The organism is Enterococcus sp. CSURQ0835, assembly GCF_902706605.1.
Lineage (GTDB): Bacteria > Bacillota > Bacilli > Lactobacillales > Enterococcaceae > Enterococcus_A.
The window spans coordinates 1-24,932 of sequence record NZ_CACSLH010000006.1 but is presented as its reverse complement, the minus strand read 5'-3'; the positions used below and the strand labels follow the sequence as shown (position 1 = coordinate 24,932).

Below are 24,932 nucleotides of genomic sequence, written 5' to 3'. Positions count from 1 at the left end.
ATTTTTTGTGTGCGAAGAGCAAAAAATTCTAATCAATTCATAATTTTAATTCACTTTGATATAATTTAATTAATAGTTTAGTTAAAAAAGTAACTAGCGTTTTCTAAAAGGTAGAGGTAGCATTGAAAGAAGGAGGCGGAAACGGAATGCAGTATAAAGGAAAATTTATTTTATTAGCTAGTTTGGTATTGGGATTTCAGTTGAGTATGTTCGTGCCAGGATCAAATCAAGTAAGTGGTAGTCATGTGGCGTATGCGGCAGAAGACGAGTGGAAGCAAATTGGAGATTTTGAGGTGCAAGGTGATCCGAGTGGCTTTACATTAGATGACTCGGGGAAGTATCCAAAATCTCCACCGTTAGTTTTTACTAAAGGTGGAAATTACACAATCAAAAATGTTGATCAAATTAAAAATAGTTTGACTGGTATCTATATTAAATCGGATGAGCCGGTTAATTTGACCTTTGATCAAGTTAAGATTCAAACCTTGAAAGACAGCGGTACGTTATCAGGGATTCGAGTATTTAATGGAGTGGGGCACGTCCTAGATTTTGTTGGGGACTGTCAAATCAGAGGGTCTCAAAGTGGTTTGACGACTTACAATGGGACTTCTGTTGAAATTCGTGGGAATGACCCATTGATATTTTCTGGCGCTCCAGAGACAGGTTATGCTCGAGGAATTGATGGTGCTGATGATGGTCCGAACTATGACGGTAGTGGACAAGTGACGATTAATCGTGGTCCAACTGGATTGATGGAAGCACAGGGTGCTGTATTTGGGATAGAAGGAAATGCTACAATTAATAGTGGAAATATTAAAGTGATGGGTGATTCGTGTTACAAATCTACAGAGTATTCTTCTACATCTACTAAAAAGCTCCAGATCAATGGTGGGAAAGTTCAACTGGGTGATCTTGAGCATATATCTGCAGGAATTCAAATCATTAATGGTAGTACATTTGAAATGAACGGCGGAGAAGTGATAAGCGATGGTGCTATTATTGGATTATCAGCTGATAGTGCTACAAAAGTTGCTATTAATGGTGGAACTCTTACATTGCGCGATGGGGAAGATTGGGATTGGATAGCAGATCAGCCAAAACCTAATTTCAATATCAATGGTGGTAGTGTTAAATTCAATTTTGATCACTATGGTACAATCGCGCCGGTAAATCACAGTTTTGGCACGTTAGACGGAACGAATATCACGTTGCCGACAACTGTCCAATTGCCAGGACAAAAAGCGTTTGAATTGACAGACCACCATCCAAATGACAATAATTTTTATTTCTACTTGGAAAATGGTGCGAATCGGATCGCATCAATTGGTGATGGCGACCAAATGGAAAAATATTTATTCAAATGGGATGCCGCCAATCAGAAATTCGAACCGGGCGTTTTGATTCCGAAACCAGTCTTTGACACGACGGATTTACCAGCTGCGGTTGTGGGTGATGTGTACAATCAAACAATCACGGCTAAAAACGCTGACAGTTATGAACTGGATGGCAAGTTGCCAACCGGGATGAATTTTGATGCGAAAACCGGCGCGCTTTCTGGGACTCCGACTGAAGCTGGGACCTACACCGTCACGATCAAAGCCAACAATCTTGGTTGGGATACCGAAAAAACTTTCACGTTACAGGTCAAAAACAAATACACCGTGACCTTTGATCCAGCAGGTGGCGGCAGAATCTTTTCCGAAACGGTAATCGAAGGGGATTCGCTGAAAAAACCAGCCGATCCCAAACGAGCGGATTATACGTTTTTAGGTTGGTTCCCGGAAAAAGATCTGAATCACTCGTATGATTTCACCAAACCAGTCACCGAAAACATGACCTTGCAGGCTGGCTGGCGGCACAATGAAGCACCAATTGAACACGAGACGATCACTTTTGATTCCAATGGCGGCTCAAGTATTACGCCACTAACAGTGAGAAAAGGCGAGCGCCTGCAAAAACCAACCGACCCGACGAAGAAAGGTTATACTTTTGATGGTTGGTATACCGATGCGGCGTTAACGAAAGCCTATGACTTCAATCAACCGATCGAAACGAATTTCACATTATATGCCAAATGGAAATCAGAAACGCCAGAAGATGCTGGCCAAGAGCCGTTGTATCGACTGTATAATCCAAATTCCGGTGAACATTTCTACACGAAAAGTGCACAAGAGCGGGATTGGTTGATCTCCTTAAGTTGGAAAGATGAAGGCACCGCGTGGATCACACCGAAAAAAGGTACGCCGGTTTATCGGGTGTACAATCCAAATTCCGGCGAGCATTTCTACACCAAAGATGCAGCGGAACGCGATGATGTAGTCAAAGCGGGTTGGCGCGATGAAGGTATTGGGTTTTATTCCGATGAAACCAATAAAGCCGTACCGATCTATCGCGTCTTCAATCCAAACGCTCAAAATACCAGCAGCCACTTGTTTACAAAGAGTCAAGCCGAAGTCAATTGGCTAACAACTAAAGGCTGGCTGGATGAAAACATCGCGTTTTACGGTGTTGAACCAGCAGGAGCGGAATAAAGTGAATCGAGTAAGTTTTTCCGTGGCGAACCGACGATCAAATAAAAATTTCCCAAGTAACGGTGTGAGCTGTTGCTTGGGATTTTTTGTGTGCGAAGAGCAAAAAATTCTAATCAATTCATAATTTTTGTTAATTTTGCTATACTCAAATTAGAACGTAATTTAATTAATGAGTAATGTTTTTAAGCCATCAGTAAAGGAGGAAGAAAATGAAGTGTGGAAAAGCGATTTTATTGGCTAGTTTAGTATTAGGTTTTCACTTGAGCACAGCCTTGCCAATCTTGGATCACGCAAGCGACAGTCACGTGGCGTACGCGGCAACGACTGACTGGCATGAATTTGGCGATTATGAGATTCAAGGGGATCAGGACGGTTATCAACAAGGCATGCATGTTGTCGAATTTATTAAAGGCGGCACGTATACGATTCGCATGAAACCAGGCGTCACGACTAGTAGTACGCAAGGGATCGTGATCAATACGACCGAGGCAGTCAACTTGACGCTGGACAATGTCAAAACCGATGTCGGCATGAAAGTCAGTGCCGGGACAGGACAAATTTTAAACTTTATCGGTAATTGTGCAACGACTGGGCAAATAACTGATGCTGGGCTGTCTACGATGCCGGGAGCTAGTGCGATCATCACGGGTAGCGGCACTTTGGCAATTGCGGCAGTGGGAGATGCTTCAGCTGTGCCCGTGGGACTGAATGGAAATTTCACCATCAATCGTGCGGCAGACAGCTCAATGCAAATCACCAGTACTGTGACTGGAATGTCCGGCAATATTACCCTTAATAGTGGGCAAATGAAAGTTACTGCTCCAAGTGGTGGCTATACCGGCGACCTAGCTGAACCCAATCAGCTTCAAGTAAATGGCGGCAAGCTGACATTAAACGGTCAGCTCGGGATGGGGATCTTAGGCCAACAAGCTAAAACCTCGTTTGAACTTAATGGTGGACAAGTGATTTGTGAAGGTTCCGTCTATGGCATTTATTCATTAGATCCGGAATCGGCAGTGGTAAATGGCGGGACTTTGACCGTTACCGACGATGCACCGGAGCAAGCAGGTGGCGCGATAAAAACGAGTCTGACCATCAACGGCGGCAGTGTCAAACTTGATCCGACGCACTACGATACGATCGCGCCGGCGAACCACAGTTTTGGGACACTGGATGCCACCAACATTTCGTTGCCGACAAAAGTTCAATTACCGGGACAAAGTGCTTTTACTTTGACCGATAACCACCCTGATGATCATAATTTTTATTTTTATTTAGAAAATGGTGCAGATCGGATCGCAACGATCGGGGAAGGCGACGCCGCCCAAAACTATTTATTTAAGTGGGATGCAGTGAATCAAAAATTCGAACCCGGCGTCTTACTAGCACCGCAGTTTGAAACGACTGATTTGCCAAGTGGCGTGATTGGCGAGCCTTATAATGAGACGGTGGTAGCCAAAAGTGACGTGTATCTCTACGAAGTGACCGGCAATCTACCAAAGGGCATGGGCTTTGATGAAAAACAAGGTCGCTTTCTAGGTACACCGACTGAAGCAGGAACATTTCCGATCACGATCAAAGCGATCAACAATAACGGGAGCACCACTAAAAATTTTACCCTCCAAATCAAAGACAAATACACCGTAACTTTTGATCCAGCTGGCGGCGGCAGAATCTTTTCCGAAACGGTAATCGAAGGGGATTCGCTGAAAAAACCAGCCGATCCTAAACGAGCGGATTATACATTCTTAGGTTGGTTCCCGAGTTCTGATCTGAATCATTCCTATGATTTCACGAAACCAGTCACCGAAAACATGACCTTGCAGGCTGGTTGGCGGCACAATGAAGCACCAGTGGAACATGAGACCGTGACCTTTGATGTGAATGGCGGCTCAAGTATTACGCCGTTAACGGTGCGAAAAGGCGAACAGCTACAAAAGCCAACCGACCCAACGAAGAAAGGTTATACTTTTGACGGTTGGTACACCGACGCGGCGTTAACGAAAGCCTATGATTTCAATCAGCCGATCGAAACGAATTTCACGTTGTATGCCAAATGGAAATCAGAAACGCCAGAAGATGTTGGCCAAGAGCCGTTGTATCGATTGTACAATCCAAATTCCGGTGAACATTTCTATACGAAAAGTGCACAAGAACGGGATTGGTTGATCTCGTTAAGTTGGAAAGATGAAGGGACGGCGTGGACTACACCGAAAAAAGGCACGCCAGTTTATCGGGTCTACAATCCAAATTCCGGCGAGCATTTTTACACCAAAGACGTACCGGAACGCGATGACGTGGTCAAAGCGGGTTGGCGCGATGAAGGCATTGGGTTTTATTCCGATGAAACCAATAAAGCCGTGCCCATCTACCGCGTCTTCAATCCAAACGCCAAAGATTCCAGCAGCCATTTATTCACCAAGAGCCAAGCGGAAGCCAAATGGTTAGAAGGCCAAGGCTGGTTAGATGAAGGCATCGCGTTTTATGGTGTTGAACCAGCAGGAGCGGAATAAAGTGAATTGAGTAAGTTTTTCCGTGGCAAAAAAGTAAATGAAACAAAAATCCCAAGTAACGGTGCGAGCTGTTGCTTGGGATTTTTTTGTTTAATTTTTGAAGCAAGATAGACTCATTGGTTGAGTACATAAATTTCAAAAAGTACAGTGCTTAGCCCATCATTACGCACATTGAAATAGCTAGCTGACCGCCACATTCAATTTTTTGATCAGTGAAATAAATGGGCCTTAAGCTAAATTAATTTAAGATAATTGTGATATTTATTAAACAGTGACGATATAAGCAAAGATGTATTAGTCCTTGTAAAAGAGATAACCGACTATTGCATCAAAAATAAAGCGTTCTGAAATTATATGGCCATTCTGAAACTAAGGAAACAGCATGGTGTTAGTTATTAATGGATGGGGCATAGTATGTTCGCGGCTTAAATAGCTCAATACAACTTCCCCGAGATAATAATTCCTCAAGGATAGGGTTAGCCAAGTTGAGGAATAGCTTATTTATAATAAAAAGAATGGTTACTAATCAACTTATTCAAGTGCGATTGGGCTTGATTAAAATTAGATCTGTCGAAATAATAAACCGAGATGCTATTTTCTTTGAAATGTCGGCTTTTACTGCAAAGTTCAAAATAAATAAAGATTATTTGATTATGCGCTAAAAAAATGTTCCATTTCTTAAGTTATTTTTGTATAATTCTCAAAATAGCTTTCTATTCCTCATCAATCTATTTGCTCCGAGTCAGTTTATAGAGCTGTTTTTTTGCTGAATAAAGAGACGATCACAAAAATTGTCTTATTCGTTTGATCAAGCATTTGCCTTTTTGTCCAAGTTATTGATTTAGGAATTTGGCACTTTTTTCTAGCCACCAGCTAAACACACACACACTTCTGATGATACTTAGCTCCAATTCGATAATGGAATTGAGCTTCCTGCGCTTTCTTACTTCCATCAAATTTTCTCAATTCATTATTACTAATCGATTTATACTTTTTCATAGTCAATCCAGTTACTTTTTCCGGCTTTCAAGCGCGTCTTCTACTTGTTTTTCAGAACAAAACGAATAGATTATAACTTATTTCTCTCTGCTTGAACACGGTAGTTTTTCTTCTTAAGCGAAAAAAATGGGCCCGAGATAGGTATTCAGGAATGATTTACTGGAGTTCAGGAATTCTTTCCCTTTAATTTTAAATCTATGGCAGACTATTTGATTAATTACGAAAGGATATTAGTTAAGAAAATAAAACGTAATTAAAAAAGTTGCTAGATACTAAAAAATTTAAACTGATAAAAGCTAGGAACAGCAGCAAAAATTACGTCAATCCGACTGGAAATATTACTTAAAAATGTTGAAGTTGTATTTTCTTCTAATAAATTTCTATTGGAAGGAGTTATTTTAAATGATTCAAATTGAGTCAAACATATCTGTTTTACGATTGTTCATAGATAGTCTATTTTTTTATGGCTTATTTTTAACCGTGAATAATCAAGGAACTAGTAAAAAGCGAGTACTAGTTGCCATGTGTGGTTTGCCGATTACTTTTATGGCTCAGTTCTTTAATGACTTAGCGGAAATGATTCCTATCTTGTTCAGTTATTTATTATTAAAAACAAAAGGGAAAAATGATTATGTTCTTTTAAATGACTTACTTATCTGTATGTCCATTACCTATATCGTTTCTATTTTTAGCTCAATGCTCATACTATTTTTTGTTTCAGACGAGTATGCAGTAGGCTTTAATCGTGTTTTTATCCAACTTTTCTTTAAGTCACTAATCATAGGTAGTTATCTATTTTTTTATAAGAAGAAGCTCTATTCATTCGTTGGAAAATATAGCTCTCAGTCAACCTCTTTTTTACTGCTCTATCTGTTTTTAATGCTGTTCTTAATGTTGTTTTTAATTCCTTATGCTGCTCACTATTATAATGCTTGTGATCATTTTGTTATAGGATTGATTGTTTTTTTAGTCATTCAAACGGGGATCGTACTGTTTCTATTTTTTAAAATGCTTACTAGCCAAAAAGAGAACTACCGACAACAACTGGAGCAACAACAGTTGATTAGCTTGAAAAAATATACTGAACGATTGGAACAAAGCCAAGAACAACTTATTAAATTTAGACATGACTATAAAAATCTATTATTAAGCTTGAAAGAAGCTGCGGAGCTGGAGAATAATTCAATATTACTTAATCAAATAATTAACCTTGAAGTATATTCCGCAACGTATCTTTCGAATAAACCGTTTGATTATAGTGATTTTAACAATCTAAAAAATGATTATCTAAAAAGTCTCTTGATTTCAAAATTTGATCAAGCCAATGAACAAAAGGTTTCTTGTCAGTTTGAATGTTCAAAAGCAATAGCGGACGTTCCGATCCCAATTTTTGACTGTGTGCGAATAATGGGAATTTTGTTGGATAATGCCATCGAAGCAGCTAGAGAAAGCCATGAAATGAGCTTATCCTTAATGATCTATCAGGATGAATCTCAATTGGAGTTTTTGATTGAAAACAGCTATCACCAAACGGCTATCGCAATTGATGCATTACCTAGAAAAGGACTATCAACCAAAGAAGGCCATTCAGGTATAGGTTTGCATACCATTCAAGACTTCAATAAAAAGAATCCGAATATGTTTATTCAGTACTAAAAAACAGAGACGATCTTTTCTACGCAGCTACTTTTAATGAAATATCCGAGGTGATCTGATGACTTATCCAATTATCATTTGTGAAGATCAAATAATTCAGTTAAATCAATTAGAGACCATTATTCAAAATTTTATCCTTTTTCATAACGAGCTATTTGAGATCCAACTAAAGACCCAAAGTCCGCTAGAAGTGACGAAACATCTGGAAAACTTCCAACCGAAGCAGGGAATTTATTTTCTCGATATTGATTTAAATCATACGATGAATGGAATTGATCTTGCAGAAGAGATTCGGGAAAAAGATGTTCAAGCCAAAATTATTTTCATCACGACACATGATGAACTGATTCCGCTAACAATGAAACGTCGTGTCGAAACGTTAGGCTTTGTAGTAAAAGATCAATCATTGGAGAGCTATCGGGCAGAAATTATCGAATTATTACTTCTTGCTCAACAAAGAATTGATGCGACAAGGGTTGATCAAGATCAAGCATTTCTATTTTCGATTGGTTCACAATCTTTTACCGTCGCTATGCAAGAAATCTATTTTGTTGAATCTGCTACACTTCCCCATCGAGTCGCGCTACGTACCAAAAGTGGTCAATATGAATTTTATGGAAAACTAAGTGAGTTAGCAGAGTCCTACCCGCAATTATTTCGCGTGAGTCGGAAATGTTTAGCCAATCTTCGACAGGTGAAAGAGTTTGATTTTAAAACACGAAAACTCTATTTTGAACCAAATGTAGCAAGACATTATTCGATTGGAAAGGCTTCAAAAATAAAAGAGTTATTGAAAAAATAATCAGTACATTATTTGAAAGAATACAAACTAGTTTATTAGACTGTAGACAAAATTGTGCAAATGATTTAAGTTTACAGTCTTTTTTAGTACAGCATAAATAACAATACAGTGATATCAAGGAGTTTCGCGTATGATTCGTAAACGAACGACAGATTTTAGAAATTATTTTGGTTTTACATCCGTTCTCAGACAAAGCTGAAAAGAGATTATTGAGCTAGTTTTCTCAGGTGGAAAAGAAAAACATGGCTTACGTTGGAAAAGGCTTCGTAGATTGTTAAAAATATCAATATTGTGTGATGCTTGTTTTTGCCACAATGAATTTAAATAAATTAGCTGGTTATAGAAGAACGGAAAAGTTCCTGATAGGATTTGATGATAGAAATTAGAATTAACCCAATTAAATAATTTTTCAAAAAGAAAACACCGTCTCAAGCCATTATTAACTGCTTGAAACGGTGTTTATCTATGCTCTGCGGTACTTGACAACTATTTATTTGGATTTATGAAAATAATTGGCTGCAGAAATGCCATACAATATACTAAAAACTGAAATTATGCTAAAATATATCATTTTTTGTTTAGGCATACTGTATCCAAACAAATATAGAACTATGTCCATATAAATTAATGATAGGGCAAAGATCATTGATGCTATAAAAAAAATTTTCTTTTTACTTCGGAGAATAGAATTATTTCTTTTTAGTTTATTCAAAAATAATCCTATAATTCCAAAACTATAAAAAACTACCTTTGATTTTTTCTTATCAGTCATGGAGTTATCTCCTATAAAACCTATTAATGCCAACCATGTTGAGGTTTTTTATTATATCCCCATCTAACACATGATCCAAAAAATCCCACAACACCTCCGCCAAAGCCTCCGGTTAATGCTCCACCTACTGTGTTAATGGCGCAATTTACATCGTCACCACCGATAGTTTTTTGCATTTCTTGAACAGTCAATTCTTTAACATTTTGCATGTTTTAACACGCTCCTTCTAATTATTTTTTGGTACAACGTGACTATATCATAACTTTTTTTCTCTTGAAAAATCCTTCCTGAACCCGTGGTTTTTCTTCTTAAATGGTTTATTTCGGTAAAATACTTCATTCAGGAATAGTTCCCCTGAGGTTCAGGAAGACTTCCCTTTTAATTTTAAAGTTATGGCATACTACTCTTAAGTTATTGACAATGGGGGAGTGTTGACTGTGAAAATAAAAACTAGTGAAAAAAGTCGCTAGATGAATTTGAGTTGAATAGAGACGATAGTGTATAGCTTATGATTATTTCGAGATCTGCTATTTTTTATGAATTGTTTTTAGCAGTGAATAAACGTGTAATAATTAAGAAGCGAGCATCAGTTATCATGTTTATTTTACCGATTACTTTTATAGTCCAGCTATCTAGTGGGAGATCGAATATCATTCTTATATATGCTTATTACTTATTTTGGAAATATCTTACCGAGATAGGGAATTTATTTTCTCGATATTGATTTAAATCATACGATGAATGGAATTGATCTTGCAGAAGAGATCCGGGAAAAAGATGTTCAAGCCAAAATTATTTTTATCACGACACATGATGAATTGATTCCGCTAACAATTCAACATCACATCAAAGCTTTAGGCTTTGTCACAAAAGATTCTGTTTTCAATCAGCTCACAATTTTTTCCGGTTGCTAGGTAAGAAATCTATTTTGTTGAACCCACTACACTCCTCATTGAGTCGGTCTAAACGACAAAAACAGTCAATATAAATTTTCTAGGAAATTAGGTGAGATAGCAGACGCTACCTGTAATTATTTCGTGCAAGCCAGAAATGTTTGACTAATTTTCCTACAGATAGTGGAGTTTGACTTTAAAGAATGAGGACTCTATTTTGAACCAAAGGTAACAAGAAATTATTCGATTGAGAAGATTCCAAAATAAAGAATTATTGAAGAAGTAATCAGTTCATTATTGGAAAGGATAAAAACTAGCTCATGAAAACGTTTTCTTGAATGCGGCAACTAGATGAAAAAGATTGTGGTGTCGCTTGCTTAGCTATGATTTTAAAATACTATAAAACAGAGATTTCCTTCCATAAACTCCGTGAATTTTCAGGGACAGACTTGAGAGGAACCTCGGTTTTTGGACTAAAAACAGCAATGGAAAAATTGGATTTTGACTGTTTAGCTATTCAGGCAGAAAAAAATGTATGGCAAGAGAAAGAACTTCCGATCCCGTTGATTGCTCACGTAATTGTTGATAACAGTCACATGCATTATGTAGTTGTATATGGAATCATTGGCGAGCAGTTACTTATCGCAGATCCAGCAAAGGGAAAAAGTAGAAAGAAAATTGATGACTTCTCAGAAGAATGGACTGGTGTATTACTTCTGCCCACTCCCAAGGATTCTTATACGCCTAACAAAGAAAAAGCTGCTGGTTTAAGTTCGTTTTTACCAATTATTTGGCAACAAAGGAATTTAGTTTTTCATATCGTTTTGGCAGCATTTTTCATCACTTTATTTGGTATTGGCAGTTCTTATTACTATCAAGGAATCTTAGATTATTTTATACCTAACCAAGCTAAGTCAACATTAAATGTTATTTCTATTGGGTTAATAATTGTCTATTTATTCAGAGTTCTTTTTGAATATAGCCGCAGCTATCTATTAGTAATTTTAGGGCAACGAATGAGTATGGCGATCATGTTGAGCTACTTTAAACATGTTTTGTCGCTTCCCATGACCTTTTTTGCAACGCGAAAATCAGGAGAAATTATTTCACGTTTCTTAGATGCGAATAAAGTTATTGATGCTTTGACTGGCGCTACTCTTTCTGCCTTTCTAGATATCGGAATGGTCTTAATAGTTGGGACTACATTAGCTATTCAAAATGCAACCCTCTTTTTTATCACTGTGGCTTCTTTACCTTTTTACCTCGTGGCAATTTTAGCTTTTGTCAAAAGTTATGAAAAAGCGAATCAAGAAGAAATGTCTGCGGGAGCCACACTGAATTCAAGTATCATTGAGAGCCTTAAAGGCATGGAAACAATTAAAGCTTATAGTGGGGAAGAAAAGGTATATGATCACGTAAATCGAGAATTTATTAAGCTAATGAAAAAGTCTCTCCGTACTATTACTTTAGGAAACGCACAACAAGGACTAAAACACATCATCCAATTAATTAGTAATGCGTTAATTCTTTGGTTAGGATCTTATTACGTAATGGAGGGTACAATTACTTTAGGGCAACTCATCACATATAATGCGTTACTTGTATTTTTTACAGATCCATTACAAAATATTATTGATTTACAAGTAAAGATGCAAACTGCTCAAGTAGCTAATAAACGATTAAATGAAGTCTTTGCCATTGAGTCAGAACAAGTGAATATTGGAGTCAATCGTAGTATTTCTAACGATAACTTTCAACAAGGAATTAAGATAAATAATCTATCTTTTTCCTATAATATGAAAGAATCTACGTTAAAAAATATTTCTTGCACTATTCCTGCAAATAGTAAAATAGCTTTGGTGGGGGTAAGTGGTTCTGGCAAATCAACATTAGCGAAATTACTTGTAAATTTCTATTTGCCTACAGGAGGCGCAATTCAGTATGGAGAAATCAATCATTTAGACATTGACTATAAACAATTACGAGAACATGTAACATATGTTCCGCAAGAATCTTTTTTCTTTAGTGGAACAATTTTTGAGAACTTAACCTTTGGCTTACCTTTTTCTCCAAGTTTTGATGAAGTCCTAGAAGTTTGTCATGCTGTCCAACTTAGTAATTTTATCAATGAACAACCCTTGCGTTTTGAAACAGTGTTAGAAGAAGGTGGAGCCAATTTATCTGGGGGGCAACGACAAAGATTAGCAATCGCTAGGGCATTGTTAAAGGATGCTGATATTCTTATCTTAGATGAAGCGACTAGCGGATTGGACACATTGTTGGAACATATGATTTTAGAGTATCTTCTTAACCTTAAAGATAAAACCTTACTTTTTATTACTCATCGCTTACCGATTGCTAAAACGTGTGATCAAATACTTGTCCTTCATGAAGGCTATTTTGTAGAGCAGGGATCACATGATTTTTTGAGATTTAATCAAGGTATTTACCAAAAACTTTGGGAAATTTAGTATGGGGAGAAGGTAACGATGGAAAACAAGAGTGGTCAGATTATTCTAATATTTATACTTAGAAATTCGATAATGCTAATTTAGTTAATGAAAAACGCCAACTTGAACAAACAAATAAAACAATTGATGAACAAAAGAAAGCAGGTCAATTATTTATTGATAATTTAACTCAAGGTAGAAATCTCTTTTCAGGAGATGATAATAGCAATCAGCTAAACAGTTTATTGGCGGAGAAGGCATCTAGTAACTATGTGAATAAACAAAGTATAGAAACAAATCAAAAGGCGCAGCAGAGCTACCAACAAACTCAAATACAGCTTTCCCAGCAATTAAACATATATCAAAATGAGCAGAATGAATGGGGAGCTGTTCGTTCTGTATGGATAAGTCAACAAAATGTTCAAGGATTCTCTAATGAACTACAAACAAAGTATCAATCTTGGCAGTTTCAATTATCGGATACACCAGAAGAACAAAAAAATCAGCTAAAAGCAATGATTTTAGCAACGATTGATGAACAAATTGCACAGCTAAAAAAGAAATCGAACGAATTCAAGGTGAACAAGCAAAATTAGTTGTTCCAATCAGCTCTGATAATGAAAAAAAGAGTTAAAATGAAAAGATAAAGTAAATAAAAGAACAAGTAATAGCTTCAACAAAGCAAAAGTTATCTGAGTTAACAGAAGCTTATATAAAAAATAAAACTTTAATACCGGCCAATGAAATGACGTCAGTTAGAACAGGAATGGAAGTTCATTTTAAATTAGATAAAAAAGGTGTGGCTCCAACTGTTATTAAAGGCACTTTAACTGAAATTTCCGAGACTAGTAACACTTCTAAGCAAGGAGCTTTTTGCATCGTTAATGGTATTTTGGCCTCACCTAAAAATTTCAATAATCGTTATGGATTGACGGGAGAATTATCCCTTATTGTTGGCAAGAAAACCTATTGGAACAGTTTGAAAGATATTTTGCTCAATTAAGAATGATTCTTTACCTCATTCACAAGAACCCTAAGCACAATAGCAAAAGAATCTTAGGCCTTTATCGTGTCAAAAAACGTAGTAAATAAATTTCTATTCTTTCAATGCCTGTCTGATAGTTTGAACGGGTGATCTGTCATGCTGATCATCCGATTTTTCCTCAAAGTTATTCGTTTTTTTACCACAAAAAAAGTTCACAGCCTCAGCAGCTGCGAACTTTTCTAGCCAACTTTCTTCGGCTTTTTCAAGCGGAATTTTCGACGTTGGGGTTTTAAGAAAGTAAAGCCTTCGCCTTCGACATCATGCACATTGATGATGGAGATGAAGGCTTTTTCATCGACGGTATTGATGATTTTTTTCAACTCGTTCATCTCTTGTGGCGAGACGACGATGTAGATGATTTTTTTCAGATCAGACGAGAAGCCGCCTTCACCGTGCAAATACGTCACGCCGCGTTCCAAATGCTCCATCAATAGTTGCGCGATCTCTTCGCTGCGGTTGGAGATGACCATCACACCTTTTGCGGCATAACCACCAGAAGATAAGATATCGACGACCCGAGAAAATACAAACGAAACGATCAACGTGTACATCATGCGTTTCAAATCAAGATACGAAAGCGAGCACAACAAGACGATCGCGTCAAAAACTAAGAGTGATTTCCCCATCGTGAGGCCTTTTTTTTGTTCCAAAATTCGCGCGACGACATCGGCTCCTCCGGTCGTTCCGCCGTAGCGATAGACTAAGCCGCTACCAAAACCGGCGAAGATCCCGGCTAACAGTGAGACGATAAACAGATCGTGATCCAAATTGATGGTAAAGGGTACGCGCTGCCAGATCCATAAAAAAGCAGACAAGCACACCGTTCCTAAGATCGTGTAATAAAACGAACGTTTCCCTAAAATTTTGCCCCCGATCAAAATCAGCGGGATATTGATCAAAAGCGTCGTATAAGCGGGATCGATCCCGAAAAGCGCTCGGATGATCAAGGTAATCCCGGTCACGCCGCCTTCTGCTAAATGATTGGCGATATTCAAATACACCAGCCCAAACGCGTAGATCGCCGTGCCGACGACGATGAAAAAGATCTCTTTGATCCGCGTCATAGTCGTTGTTGTTTCCATACTAACTACCTCCTTAATCGCACCAGACAAGAAGAAGGACAAACCAAGAAACTGGAAGCTACTTCTCTTCCAGCTAGCGGGAAACAGAAATGAACTGCTGCACCGCCTCTTGATTTGCCGCTTATGATCTGCTTGACGCGTCTTATTCTCTTCTAACATAGCATGAAGTTTCATCGGTTACAACAACATGATGGGAAAGCGGAGTGTTTTTTGTTAAGATAGTTTTGAGGTGATTCGATGGAAGAAAAAACTTTAGTTGCGATGCAGCAAGAAGTTGATGCGTATATCCAGCAATTTAAAGCCGGTTATTTTACACCGCTGGCTCAGATGGCACGTTTGACCGAAGAAGTCGGGGAGTTGGCCCGTGAGATCAACCATTACTACGGTGAGAAACCGAAAAAAACGAGTGAGCAACCAAAAACAGTCCAAGAAGAATTAGGCGATGTGTTGTTCGTGACTTTGATCATGGCCAATTCACTAGACATTGATCTAACGGAAAGTTTCAATGCCAATATGCAGAAATTTTACGCGCGCGATCAATTTCGATTTCCGCGCAAAGATGGTCAGACAGGAGCAGAAAAATGAGATTAGAAACGTTACCGTTAGAATTTCAAGGGGCGCTGCCGATCATGCGAACGTTGCAACAAGCTGGCTTTGAAGCGTATTATGTCGGCGGTAGTGTGCGAGACATCCTACTGAATAAACCGATCCATGATGTTGATATCGCCACTAGCGCGTTTCCCGCTGAGGTCAAAAGTTTATTCCAGCGGACGATCGATGTCGGGATCGATCACGGCACGGTGATGGTGGTGACTCGCGAAGACACGTATGAAGTCACGACGTTTCGGACGGAATCAACCTATCAAGATTACCGCCGGCCGGATTCGGTGGAGTTTGTTCGGTCGTTAAAAGAAGATTTGAAACGGCGCGATTTTACCATCAACGCACTAGCAGTCGGGATCGATGGCACGGTGATCGATTTATTTGACGGGTTAGTCGATTTGCGGAACAAAGTCTTGCGCGCGGTGGGCAATCCTTACGAACGGTTTCATGAAGACGCGTTGCGGATGATGCGGGCGTTGCGATTTGTCAGTCAGCTGGGTTTTAATTTGGAAAATGAAACCTTTGAAGCGATCCATGAATACCATTCGCTTCTGGCAAAAATTTCTGTTGAGCGGATCAATGTCGAGTTCGTCAAATTGTTGATCGGCTCATTTCGCCAAGCAGGCCTGGCGTCGTTTGTGGAATCAGAGTGTTACGAATATTGCCCGGGATTGCGAGAAGCCGGCGAAGCGTTGTTGCGGTTTGCGGATCTCACAGGCCCGGCGATCCCAACTGAGCGCCAAGCGTGGACGTTGTTAGTGATGGAGCTGCGGTTAGCTGAAAACGAGATTGCGCCATTTTTAAAAGAGTGGAAATGTTCCAATCAACTGATCAAAGATGTCCGGCAAATGGTTCCCGCATTAGCCTTTCGTAAAAAACAAGAGTGGGACGAGTGGACGCTGTATCAGTTAGGGCGGGAGCTGGCACTTTCAACGGAATATTTGTTGCGGTATTACGGACAAGAACCGAATTTGCCCCGCGTGCGACTGGTCTATCAAAATCTGCCGCTGCATTCATTGAAAGACTTGGCGGTAAAAGGTAGTGACTTGTTACAGGAAATCACATTGCCGCGCGGACCGTGGATTCATGAGACGCTCCAACATTTAGAACGCGCGGTCGTGGAAAGACGTTTGGAAAATAAAGCCGATGCCTTGATCGCTGCAGCCAAAACATTTGCTCAACCAAATGAATAAGAAAGAAGGACATTAAGATGGAACAATTGGTCAAAGACTATTCTGTGACCGAGCAACAAACAGCTAAACACGTCGGCTCTGGAGATTTGGACGTGTTGGCGACACCTAGTTTGGTCGCGATGTTTGAAAATTGTGCCAAAGAACTGTTAGCCGATGTGTTACAACCAGAACAAACTAGCGTTGGCTTTACGATGGAGCTAAAACATTTAGCACCTAGCCGTGTGGGGGCAACGATCACGGTGACAGCAGAAATCTGCGCGCAGCACAAAAATCGCGTTGATTTTCAATTGACCGCAACAGACGGCACCCGCAAAGTCGGGGAAGCCCAGCATCAGCGGGTGATCGTCAACGCTGCTCATTTTATGGAAAAATTAGCGCAAGATCAGAATGTGTGACCGTTTACTTCTAGTTGTGATAAAATGAAAGCATTAAGAGAATTGTGAGGAGAATGAGCATGGCAAGAGAAATGACAGCATTAAAGTTTTATTTCCGCAATGGTGAGACGTGGACGATCGAACGGCGCTTTATCGGCGATCTGTGGATCAAACACATCACGACGAGTTTTGGCCGCATCCATGGCAGTGAATTTGTTGAGATCCATCCGTGTGCCGGCTTCAAAGTCGAGATCTACCAAGAAGGTGATCACGTGTTGACATCTGATATCAACCTTGGCGGCTTAGAGATGGGGATGTTTGAACGCGCGACAAAATTCGAAGACATCGAACGCATGGAGATCTTGTACCATACTGGTCGACCTGATCTAGTGTACTTCCCGTATAAAGATAAAGACAATGAAGGCTTGGACAATATTTACCAATCAACGAAGATCTCAGAAAAAACGAACAACCTCTACATCGTGATCGATCCCGAAAAAGATGTCGATATGGTGTATGGCGGCGAATTTTAAAGCAAAAAACTTCCAACGAGCGTAAGCAGTTGGAAGTTTTTTTGCTTGAGGGATGATAAAATTTTATCACGCCAATTGTAAAATTAAGCTAGACAGTTAAAAAGTCATTTGTGCTACGCTCAAAATAGTTCCGACCAAAGAGTTATAAGGAGTGAGTACAAATGACCTATACTCATCTTACAACAGACGAACTCGTGATAATAGCCTCTTATTTCAAAATTGGTGCCCCCCGGTTACCTCAGTTGCACGCAACTTACAGCGTTCAAAACAAACGATTTACAAGGTGTATCACTTTTTAGAACAAGGAAACACTGTTTTAGATTATTACCAACAGTACAAACAAAACAAGACTCGGTGCGGTAGACATCCAATCCTCTTAGCTTCTGAACAAACAGACTACATTTAAAAGAAAGTGGCTCAAGGGTGGTGCCGGATGTGATTATCGGTCGAGCAGAGTATCCAATCAATTATTCAGTTAACGCCTCACCCCTGCAAGACACCATGCAGAGTTTTTTAATCCGGTAGAAAAGCGGCGTTTAGCTTCGGGCCAAAATAGCCCAAAGTTCCTTTATTCATACGGTTTCTCAGCCTCGATAACCTTGTTCATATTACCCTAAAGACAGTTTGTGTTCCTAATATGACTCAAACACAGGAGAAGTACATTATAATAAATGATTCAATTCTTCAAAGTACAACATTACAAAAAAAGAATCTATCTAGAATAGCTACTTAGATAGACTCTCGATTTAACAATTAGGCTTAGAAACCCAGAAACCCGCTAACATATTTGGAAAACTAATCTTTTCTTATTGAAACAAAGCACCTTTATGAACGGAGTCCACAAAAATTACTTTTGATAAGGAATTGTATATTTGATGATGGAATTGTTGTGTTCTCAAAAATTAAAAAGATTAGACTTCTTTTTCTATTAGAAATTTTAATTTTTAGCCAATAGCTTATTTGAGGGCTGATCGTAGTTCTTTTTTCTATAGAAAAGCTTTTTATATCAGACTTTTTTATTCTAAAATAATCTTTATAAATATTATTATCATCTAATCCATCTGTAGAAAATATAGAACCAATTCTCTTAACAATCATTTCATTCTCCGTAAAAATAAGTAAATCGACTTTATAAATCAATGCGTCTATAATTGGCATTTTTATCCAATCAATAATTTTACTTGGATATCTAAATCCTAAACAAAAATTATGATTAGGCACTAAACCTATTTTTTTGATAAATTCTTCATACTGACTTGTTTCATATGACAATTTTATCTACCAGCCGCACAAGAAACCGCTGTTGCTCCGACCGAAACTACTATTACTACCCAATTAAATTTTGCTAACTGCGCCGGAGTTAAGACTGTAGCAGCAATACCTTTTAACATATCAACAGCATAATCAAAATTTTTACTAGCAAGAGCATTCACAAATGCTTGAAGTTTTGATTGGCCAGTTAAACAGTCATAGACAATACTTCCAAATGGAATAGAATTCAAAATTACACATTTAGCATACTCTCCAAATCCGTTACGCTGCAATTGTGGAGAAACTAAAGTATTAAAGAAAAAATCAGCTGCTAACGCTCTATCTCCCCCTATATTTCGTCTTGCTTGCAATGCTTGCAGATCAGTTATTACATACTGGTTATTACTATCTAAGTAACCAGCTTCTTCAAAGTAAAATCTAAGTTCAGAAACTAGTTCTTCATCAGATATTTCGTTATCAGTTTGAATATTTTTATTTGTTATTTCCTGTGATGCTACCTCAGCAGCGAAAGCACCTGAAGCACTAGTGATTAATGGTGTTATTCCCAACAAAGCAGTTGCGATAAAGCAAAAAACCTTTGACTTTTTAAACATTTTTCCCACTCCTAATAAGTTATTTTTGCTACATTTCTAATTAAATCAAATAAAAAATAAATTGTAAATGTCTTTTTAATTTTCTGATTATTCAAAAGTTAATTTTTTTGAATCGTTAATTGTAAAATTAAGCTAGACAGTTAAAAAGTCATTTGTGCTACGCTCAAAATAGTTCCGACCAAAGAATTATAAGGAGTGAGTACAAATGACCTATGCCCATCTTACAACAGACGAACTCGTGATGATAGCCTCTTATTTCAAAATTGGTGCCCCGGTTACCTCAGTTGCACGCAACTTACAGCGTTCAAAACAAACGATTTACAAGGTGTATCACTTTTTAGAACAAGGAAACACTGTTTTAGATTATTACCAACAGTACAAACAAAACAAGACTCGGTGCGGTAGACATCCAATCCTCTTAGCTTCTGAACAAACAGACTACATTTAAAAGAAAGTGGCTCAAGGGTGGTGCCGGATGTGATTATCGGTCGAGCAGAGTATCCAATCAATTGTTCAGTACGTACGCTTTATCGGATGTTTGAAAAAGGGTTCTTCGATGTTCTTACATTAAAAGTCATTGAATTATCGAACACCATTGGAAGTTTTTTTGAGTTACATGAATGAAAATGATTTGTCCAACTTAATTTGACATTTGGGACCAATAAAAAATTTGTGATCCCAAGTCTAAAAATAGCTAGCTTCGGAAATAAGATGAAGAAAGAGGGGAGGTTTTGCTAGAGTCTTCACCTTATTTTTTGAGAGTCAAACGGTTTCGCTCAGCTTTTCTTATCATACAAATAATTCCCTAAAAAAAGAAACTACATGCAATACTCGTACCCAATAAAAAATTGCACATATTAAAGGCATCTTTTGTTGCTAGATACATGAGTACAATAAAAAATGCTGATTGCGTTCTTGTTTTTTTAACTAAGTGTTTCAAAAGCGTGACCTCTCTCTATGCTGTGTGCAGTTTTTAGTGACGTATGCATCCTCCGTGGAGCTTTTGCAATTCTTTAGTGTTTAATTCTAATTTGTTGATGGGAATCTCTCCTTCTTGTAAGGCTATTTTTGAAACAAGTTGAATATACCACATGCTGATTTCAAGAGATAAAAATAATCTTGAAACGTCAGTAAATCATCCTGAACGTATTAGTCAATGGAATCCAGCTAGCTGTTCAGATTTTTGCGAAAATCACTGTAATTAGTTGCTAGCATTGCTATCTCCTTGGTAAGTTAAGCGTGGCACAGAAAAACAGACATATGAGAGTACATACTTTTTAATGAATGCCCCAATCATTAAGAAATAAATAAGGTACCGTAATAAATTGCGGTTTATCTCTTGTCAAAACGATCAGGTACCTGTATACTTCTTTTTGTAAGGTACCTTAATTACTTAAAGGAGCGAATATTATGTCAAACATGATGAATGATTTTATGAATACCCAACGAGAATTGCACCGTTACTTCCATAGTAAGATGGGCAAAGGCCAAGCTTTTGGTCCTCATCGCGGACAAGGTCGGGTCTTAGCGTTATTGAAATTGAATCCGGAGATCAGCCAAAAAGAATTGACCTTTGTTTTAGGCATGCGGCCTCAATCCGTTGGTGAACTGTTGAAAAAAATGGAAGACAAAGAATGGATCACCCGCACACCATCAGAAGAAGACGGCCGCGTGATGATCATCCATTTAACGGAACTAGGTCAAGCCGAAGCTGAAAAAGTTGGCGAACGACCTCAATTTGATGATGAACTGTTCGCGGATTTTTCTGAGGAAGAAAAAGCAGAGTTCAGCCGTTTACTGGACAAGTTGAATGACGCAATCAAAGACCAGATCGGTGATGCGCCTGAACAAGATAATTTTGCTGGTTTTGGCGGTGGTCGCGGCGGCTTTGGCGGACATCCAGGCTTTGGTCCTGGCTGCGGCGGCGGACACGGTCATGGCGGGATGCATGGCCATGGTCACGGCGGTCCCCATGATGGGATGCGGCATTTCCATGATTTTGATTTTGGTGAATAGCCGAAAAATAAAATAAGCAAAAAGTCAGCGGGAGAAATCTAGCTGGCCTACCAATTAGCAAGTCCCAGGAAATGTGGCACAAAGATGTGTCGCATTTCCTTTTTTTTTGTTACAATGGCTTAGAGAAATTTCGAGGTGGCGCAGATGAAAGAATTGAAAGTAACAGCTTTACATAAGACGTTTGGTGATAAGACGTTGTTTGATCGGATCTCGTTTATGATCCACGAAAAAGATCGCATCGGTTTGATTGGCGTCAACGGGACCGGTAAGACGAGTTTGTTGAATATTTTAGCCGGACTGGATAGCGGCGACGGAGATGTGTCGGCGATTGAACAGCCGAATGATTATCGCATTGGGTATTTAGCGCAAACGCAAACGTTTTCGCCGGAGACGACGGTGTTAGACGCAGTTTTTGCCGGCAATAATCCGTTGATGCAAACCGTTCGCGCGTATGAAGCGGCGCTGTTAGCGTTAAATGAAGCGCCGACTGATGAAACGTTATTGGCTCGCTACACTAAAGCCGAAGAAGCGATGAATAAAGAAGATGCGTGGAATGCGGATTCCGAGGCCAAAGCGATCTTGCAAAAATTAGGGATCGCCACGTTAGAGAAAAAAATCGGCGAGCTTTCAGGAGGTCAAGTCAAACGCGTCGGTCTCGCGCAAGTCTTGATCGATGCGCCAGATCTGTTATTATTAGACGAGCCCACCAACCACTTGGACTATGATGCGATCGAGTGGCTGGAAAATTATTTGAAGCATTACACTGGTGCACTGTTGATGGTGACCCATGATCGTTACTTTTTAGATCGCGTCACGACACGGATCTTTGAATTGTCGTTTGGAAAATTGTATGAATATACCGGCAACTATGAAGCGTATATCGAACAAAAAGCGGAGCGGGATCGAGTGGAAGCCGAACAAGAAAACAAGCGGCAGCAGTTATATAAACAAGAGCTGGCTTGGATGCGAGCCGGAGCGAAAGCCCGCACGACAAAACAGCAAGCCCGCATCAATCGCTTTGAAGATTTGAAAGAAAATCTCAATCAAGTCGAAGCCAATGAGCAATTGGAAATGACGATCGCCACGACCCGTTTAGGTAAAAAAGTTTTGGAATTAAAAGACGCGAGCTACACGATCGATGGTAAAACGATCTTGCAGCATTTCGATCTGTTGATCCAAGCACGGGAACGGCTAGGGATCACGGGGAAAAACGGCGCGGGTAAATCGACCTTGTTGAACATTTTAGCCGGGCGCATTCCGCTTGATGCTGGCGTGTTAGAAGTCGGTGAGACAGTTAAGTTGGCTTATTACACGCAGCAAAATGAAGCGTTGGACCCTGACAAGCGGATGATCAGTTATTTGCAAGAAGCCGCAAGCGAGGTCAAACAAGCCGATGGGACGCAGATCAGTGTCGCTGAATTGTTGGAACGTTTTTTATTTCCACGTTTTATGCACGGTACGTTGATCAAAAAATTATCCGGTGGCGAAAAACGTCGCTTGTATTTATTGAAATTATTGATCCAACAGCCGAATGTATTGTTATTAGATGAACCAACTAATGATTTAGATATCGCGACTTTGACAGTGTTGGAAGATTATTTGCGTGATTTTGCTGGAACGGTCATCACGGTGTCTCATGATCGCTATTTCTTAGATAAAGTCGCTGAGAAATTGTTGATCTTTGAAGGCAACGGTGTGATCGAACGTTATTTTGGCTCAATCACTGATTTTTTAGCCCAAGAGCAAGCAACTGAAAAAAATTTGAAACCAGTCAAAACAAAAACTGATGCCGCAAAGACGCAGCCGAAAAAGAAAAAATTATCGTACAATGAACAAAAAGAGTGGGCAGTGATCGAAGATGAGATCGCCGCATTAGAAGAAAAAATCGAACAGTTAAAAGAAGACATGAACCACCAAGGTGATGATTTCACCAAATTGCAAGAATTACAGCAAGCTGTCACGGATACCGAGGCAGCCCTAGAAGAAAAAATGGACCGCTGGGAATATTTGAGCGAACGAGCGGATCAATAAAGGAGACAAATAAAATGGAACAAGCGTATTTAGATCTCGGCCGGAAATTGTTAGAGACAGGCCATGAAAAAAGCGACCGCACCGGTACCGGGACCAAAAGTTTATTCGGCTACCAAATGCGTTTTGATTTGCAGGAAGGATTTCCTTTGTTAACGACGAAAAAAGTTCCGTTTGGCTTGATCAAAAGTGAATTGCTGTGGTTTTTAAAAGGCGACACGAATATTCGCTATTTGTTACAACATAACAATCATATTTGGGACGAGTGGGCCTTTGAGCGTTACGTCAATTCTCCAGACTACACCGGACCGGATATGACTGATTTTGGCCGGCGAGCGCTAGTCGATGAAGCGTTCAATCAGCAATACCAGCAAGAGTTGAAAGCTTTTTGTCAGCAGATCGTAGACGACGCAGACTTTGCGGAAAAATTTGGTGATCTGGGGCACATTTATGGTTCCCAGTGGCGTCACTGGGAGAAAAAAGAGGGCGGTTTTATCGATCAATTAGGGGATGTGATCGAGATGATCAAAAAAAATCCTGATTCGCGCCGCTTGATCGTATCAGCTTGGAATCCTGAAGACGTACCGACGATGGCACTACCGCCGTGCCACACGTTGTTCCAATTTTACGTCAATAACGGCAAGCTCAGTTGTCAGCTGTATCAGCGCAGTGCCGATGTCTTTTTAGGAGTGCCGTTTAATATCGCTAGCTACGCGCTGTTGACGCATTTGATCGCCCACGAGACCGGCCTCGAAGTTGGGGATTTCGTTCATACGTTTGGCGATGTGCATCTGTATTTGAATCACATCGAGCAAATGAAAGAACAATTGACGCGGACGCCAAAAGCCTTTCCGACCTTGAAATTAAATCCAGACAAGCAATCGATCTTTGACTTTGAGCTGGATGACATTAAAGTAGAAGGCTACGACCCAGCACCGGCGATCAAAGCGCCGGTAGCTGTTTAGGTGACGCGATGTTAATTGCAATTTGGGCGCAAGCTAAAAATGGCTTGATCGGTAAAGCCAACCGCTTGCCGTGGCATTTGCCAAATGATTTGAAATTTTTCAAACAGATGACGGAACATCAGACACTTGTAATGGGGCGTAAAACGTTTGAAGGGATGGGGAGCCGGCCGCTGCCTAACCGTCAAACGATCGTGTTGACACGTGCGAAAGATTACATCGCACCAGCTGGCGTCATAGTGCTCCACGACAAACAAGCGGTCTTAGATTACGCGGCCCGCTGTGAGCAAGATGTCTTTATCGCAGGCGGCGCGGCAGTTTACGAAGAATTTATTCCTAACTGTGATCGTCTCTATCGCACGTTGATCGATGCGGAATTTACCGGCGACGCGTATTTTCCGGAAATTGATTGGACCCGCTGGCACTTAGTGGAAAAAAAAGTCGGCGAAAAAGATGCCAACAATCCCTATCCCTATTATTTTGAGACGTATCACTAGTGTTGCACAAATAATTTCAGAAAAATCTGAAAACTATGTTTCATTCAAAATTGCAAAAAAGTCGAATGCTTACGCAGCGGATGACTTTTATTCCAGAAATTGTACGTTTTATTAAATT

General features: G+C 39.5%; 20 protein-coding genes and 3 pseudogenes. 18 read left to right on the top strand and 5 right to left on the bottom strand.

The window, feature by feature from the left end; all coding sequences use genetic code 11:
• The first annotated feature begins 146 nt into the window (after positions 1–146).
• From GVJ38_RS03930 to GVJ38_RS03915, 4 genes are all read left to right on the top strand, one after another.
• Positions 147–2,531 carry an InlB B-repeat-containing protein gene (locus GVJ38_RS03930; protein ID WP_159721871.1) on the top strand — a complete coding sequence of 795 codons (2,385 nt, stop codon included), beginning with the start codon at positions 147–149 and terminating at the stop codon, positions 2,529–2,531.
• Between the two features lie 209 nt (positions 2,532–2,740).
• Positions 2,741–5,044: an InlB B-repeat-containing protein gene (locus tag GVJ38_RS03925; protein WP_159721870.1), complete on the top strand. Its 2,304-nt coding sequence runs from the start codon at positions 2,741–2,743 to the stop codon at positions 5,042–5,044.
• Between the two features lie 1,401 nt (positions 5,045–6,445).
• On the top strand, positions 6,446–7,699 hold the full coding sequence (locus tag GVJ38_RS03920; protein ID WP_159721869.1) for a sensor histidine kinase: 1,254 nt from the start codon (positions 6,446–6,448) through the stop codon (positions 7,697–7,699).
• 58 nt (positions 7,700–7,757) lie between these two features.
• Positions 7,758–8,501: a response regulator transcription factor gene (locus GVJ38_RS03915; protein ID WP_159721868.1), complete on the top strand. Its 744-nt coding sequence runs from the start codon at positions 7,758–7,760 to the stop codon at positions 8,499–8,501.
• 490 nt (positions 8,502–8,991) lie between these two features.
• Here the strand turns inward: GVJ38_RS03915 and GVJ38_RS03910 are convergent, their stop codons facing one another.
• Both GVJ38_RS03910 and GVJ38_RS03905 read right to left on the bottom strand, forming a co-directional pair.
• A complete protein-coding gene (locus GVJ38_RS03910; RefSeq protein ID WP_159721867.1) occupies positions 8,992–9,273 on the bottom strand; it encodes a hypothetical protein in 282 nt (93 codons plus the stop codon).
• 23 nt (positions 9,274–9,296) lie between these two features.
• On the bottom strand, positions 9,297–9,482 hold the full coding sequence (locus tag GVJ38_RS03905) for a Blp family class II bacteriocin (protein ID WP_159721866.1): 186 nt from the start codon (positions 9,480–9,482) through the stop codon (positions 9,297–9,299).
• Positions 9,483–9,974: 492 nt separating this feature from the next.
• On the opposite strand from GVJ38_RS03905, the pseudogene GVJ38_RS03900 reads away from it, so the two are divergent.
• The 4 genes and pseudogenes from GVJ38_RS03900 to GVJ38_RS03885 all read left to right on the top strand — a co-directional run.
• Positions 9,975–10,163: pseudogene (locus GVJ38_RS03900) on the top strand (response regulator); the annotation flags it as partial.
• A gap of 341 nt (positions 10,164–10,504) precedes the next feature.
• The gene (locus GVJ38_RS03895; RefSeq protein WP_159721865.1) at positions 10,505–12,637 is read left to right on the top strand and encodes a peptide cleavage/export ABC transporter; all 2,133 of its coding nucleotides are present in this window, start codon (positions 10,505–10,507) and stop codon (positions 12,635–12,637) included.
• Positions 12,638–12,888: 251 nt separating this feature from the next.
• A complete protein-coding gene (locus GVJ38_RS03890) occupies positions 12,889–13,212 on the top strand; it encodes a hypothetical protein (protein WP_159721864.1) in 324 nt (107 codons plus the stop codon).
• A gap of 170 nt (positions 13,213–13,382) precedes the next feature.
• The gene (locus GVJ38_RS03885; protein ID WP_159721863.1) at positions 13,383–13,619 is read left to right on the top strand and encodes a hypothetical protein; all 237 of its coding nucleotides are present in this window, start codon (positions 13,383–13,385) and stop codon (positions 13,617–13,619) included.
• 221 nt (positions 13,620–13,840) lie between these two features.
• Here GVJ38_RS03885 and GVJ38_RS03880 read toward each other — a convergent pair whose 3' ends face one another.
• Positions 13,841–14,743 (bottom strand): YitT family protein, encoded by a 903-nt coding sequence (locus GVJ38_RS03880; RefSeq protein WP_159721862.1) that lies wholly within the window; start codon positions 14,741–14,743, stop codon positions 13,841–13,843.
• 237 nt (positions 14,744–14,980) lie between these two features.
• Between GVJ38_RS03880 and GVJ38_RS03875 the strand changes: the two genes are divergently transcribed.
• From GVJ38_RS03875 to GVJ38_RS14265, 5 genes and pseudogenes are all read left to right on the top strand, one after another.
• Positions 14,981–15,328: a nucleotide pyrophosphohydrolase gene (locus GVJ38_RS03875; RefSeq protein WP_159721861.1), complete on the top strand. Its 348-nt coding sequence runs from the start codon at positions 14,981–14,983 to the stop codon at positions 15,326–15,328.
• Entirely contained in the window at positions 15,325–16,539 is a 1,215-nt protein-coding gene (locus GVJ38_RS03870; RefSeq protein WP_159721860.1) for a CCA tRNA nucleotidyltransferase, read from the top strand. Before GVJ38_RS03875 ends, GVJ38_RS03870 begins: the two co-directional genes overlap by 4 nt.
• Before the next feature lie 17 nt (positions 16,540–16,556).
• Positions 16,557–16,934 (top strand): thioesterase family protein, encoded by a 378-nt coding sequence (locus GVJ38_RS03865; protein WP_159721859.1) that lies wholly within the window; start codon positions 16,557–16,559, stop codon positions 16,932–16,934.
• Positions 16,935–16,993: 59 nt separating this feature from the next.
• Complete coding sequence (locus GVJ38_RS03860; RefSeq protein WP_159721858.1) at positions 16,994–17,446, top strand: hypothetical protein; 453 nt, start codon at positions 16,994–16,996, stop codon at positions 17,444–17,446.
• Between the two features lie 161 nt (positions 17,447–17,607).
• Positions 17,608–17,920 (top strand): annotated as a pseudogene (locus GVJ38_RS14265) (IS30 family transposase); the annotation flags it as partial.
• 351 nt (positions 17,921–18,271) lie between these two features.
• Here GVJ38_RS14265 and GVJ38_RS03855 read toward each other — a convergent pair.
• Complete coding sequence (locus GVJ38_RS03855; protein ID WP_159721857.1) at positions 18,272–18,718, bottom strand: hypothetical protein; 447 nt, start codon at positions 18,716–18,718, stop codon at positions 18,272–18,274.
• Between the two features lie 2 nt (positions 18,719–18,720).
• Entirely contained in the window at positions 18,721–19,311 is a 591-nt protein-coding gene (locus tag GVJ38_RS14260; RefSeq protein ID WP_235032806.1) for a streptococcin A-M57, read from the bottom strand.
• Between the two features lie 205 nt (positions 19,312–19,516).
• On the opposite strand from GVJ38_RS14260, the pseudogene GVJ38_RS03845 reads away from it, so the two are divergent.
• The 5 genes and pseudogenes from GVJ38_RS03845 to GVJ38_RS03825 form a co-directional block, all read left to right on the top strand.
• Positions 19,517–19,869: pseudogene (locus tag GVJ38_RS03845) on the top strand (transposase); the annotation flags it as partial.
• A gap of 852 nt (positions 19,870–20,721) precedes the next feature.
• The gene (locus GVJ38_RS03840) at positions 20,722–21,327 is read left to right on the top strand and encodes a MarR family winged helix-turn-helix transcriptional regulator (RefSeq protein ID WP_159721855.1); all 606 of its coding nucleotides are present in this window, start codon (positions 20,722–20,724) and stop codon (positions 21,325–21,327) included.
• A gap of 144 nt (positions 21,328–21,471) precedes the next feature.
• The gene (locus GVJ38_RS03835; protein WP_159721854.1) at positions 21,472–23,358 is read left to right on the top strand and encodes an ABC-F family ATP-binding cassette domain-containing protein; all 1,887 of its coding nucleotides are present in this window, start codon (positions 21,472–21,474) and stop codon (positions 23,356–23,358) included.
• A 14-nt stretch (positions 23,359–23,372) separates the two neighbouring features.
• Complete coding sequence (locus GVJ38_RS03830) at positions 23,373–24,320, top strand: thymidylate synthase (RefSeq protein ID WP_159721853.1); 948 nt, start codon at positions 23,373–23,375, stop codon at positions 24,318–24,320.
• Positions 24,321–24,328: 8 nt separating this feature from the next.
• The gene (locus tag GVJ38_RS03825; protein ID WP_159721852.1) at positions 24,329–24,814 is read left to right on the top strand and encodes a dihydrofolate reductase; all 486 of its coding nucleotides are present in this window, start codon (positions 24,329–24,331) and stop codon (positions 24,812–24,814) included.
• The last annotated feature ends 118 nt before the right edge of the window (positions 24,815–24,932 follow it).

Bases quoted from the DNA above. Each gene is read 5' to 3' on its own strand.
- GVJ38_RS03860 (WP_159721858.1), top strand. From the start codon at position 16,994: ATGGCAAGAGAAATGACAGCATTAAAGTTTTATTTCCGCAATGGTGAG.
- GVJ38_RS03870 (WP_159721860.1), top strand. From the start codon at position 15,325: ATGAGATTAGAAACGTTACCGTTAGAATTTCAAGGGGCGCTGCCGATC.
- GVJ38_RS03895 (WP_159721865.1), top strand. From the start codon at position 10,505: ATGCGGCAACTAGATGAAAAAGATTGTGGTGTCGCTTGCTTAGCTATG.
- GVJ38_RS03865 (WP_159721859.1), top strand. From the start codon at position 16,557: ATGGAACAATTGGTCAAAGACTATTCTGTGACCGAGCAACAAACAGCT.
- GVJ38_RS03830 (WP_159721853.1), top strand. From the start codon at position 23,373: ATGGAACAAGCGTATTTAGATCTCGGCCGGAAATTGTTAGAGACAGGC.
- GVJ38_RS14260 (WP_235032806.1), bottom strand. From the start codon at position 19,311: ATGTTTAAAAAGTCAAAGGTTTTTTGCTTTATCGCAACTGCTTTGTTG.
- GVJ38_RS03825 (WP_159721852.1), top strand. From the start codon at position 24,329: ATGTTAATTGCAATTTGGGCGCAAGCTAAAAATGGCTTGATCGGTAAA.
- GVJ38_RS03925 (WP_159721870.1), top strand. From the start codon at position 2,741: ATGAAGTGTGGAAAAGCGATTTTATTGGCTAGTTTAGTATTAGGTTTT.
- GVJ38_RS03930 (WP_159721871.1), top strand. From the start codon at position 147: ATGCAGTATAAAGGAAAATTTATTTTATTAGCTAGTTTGGTATTGGGA.
- GVJ38_RS03840 (WP_159721855.1), top strand. From the start codon at position 20,722: ATGTCAAACATGATGAATGATTTTATGAATACCCAACGAGAATTGCAC.
- GVJ38_RS03885 (WP_159721863.1), top strand. From the start codon at position 13,383: ATGGAAGTTCATTTTAAATTAGATAAAAAAGGTGTGGCTCCAACTGTT.
- GVJ38_RS03835 (WP_159721854.1), top strand. From the start codon at position 21,472: ATGAAAGAATTGAAAGTAACAGCTTTACATAAGACGTTTGGTGATAAG.
- GVJ38_RS03910 (WP_159721867.1), bottom strand. From the start codon at position 9,273: ATGACTGATAAGAAAAAATCAAAGGTAGTTTTTTATAGTTTTGGAATT.
- GVJ38_RS03920 (WP_159721869.1), top strand. From the start codon at position 6,446: ATGATTCAAATTGAGTCAAACATATCTGTTTTACGATTGTTCATAGAT.
- GVJ38_RS03880 (WP_159721862.1), bottom strand. From the start codon at position 14,743: ATGGAAACAACAACGACTATGACGCGGATCAAAGAGATCTTTTTCATC.
- GVJ38_RS03875 (WP_159721861.1), top strand. From the start codon at position 14,981: ATGGAAGAAAAAACTTTAGTTGCGATGCAGCAAGAAGTTGATGCGTAT.
- GVJ38_RS03915 (WP_159721868.1), top strand. From the start codon at position 7,758: ATGACTTATCCAATTATCATTTGTGAAGATCAAATAATTCAGTTAAAT.
- GVJ38_RS03905 (WP_159721866.1), bottom strand. From the start codon at position 9,482: ATGCAAAATGTTAAAGAATTGACTGTTCAAGAAATGCAAAAAACTATC.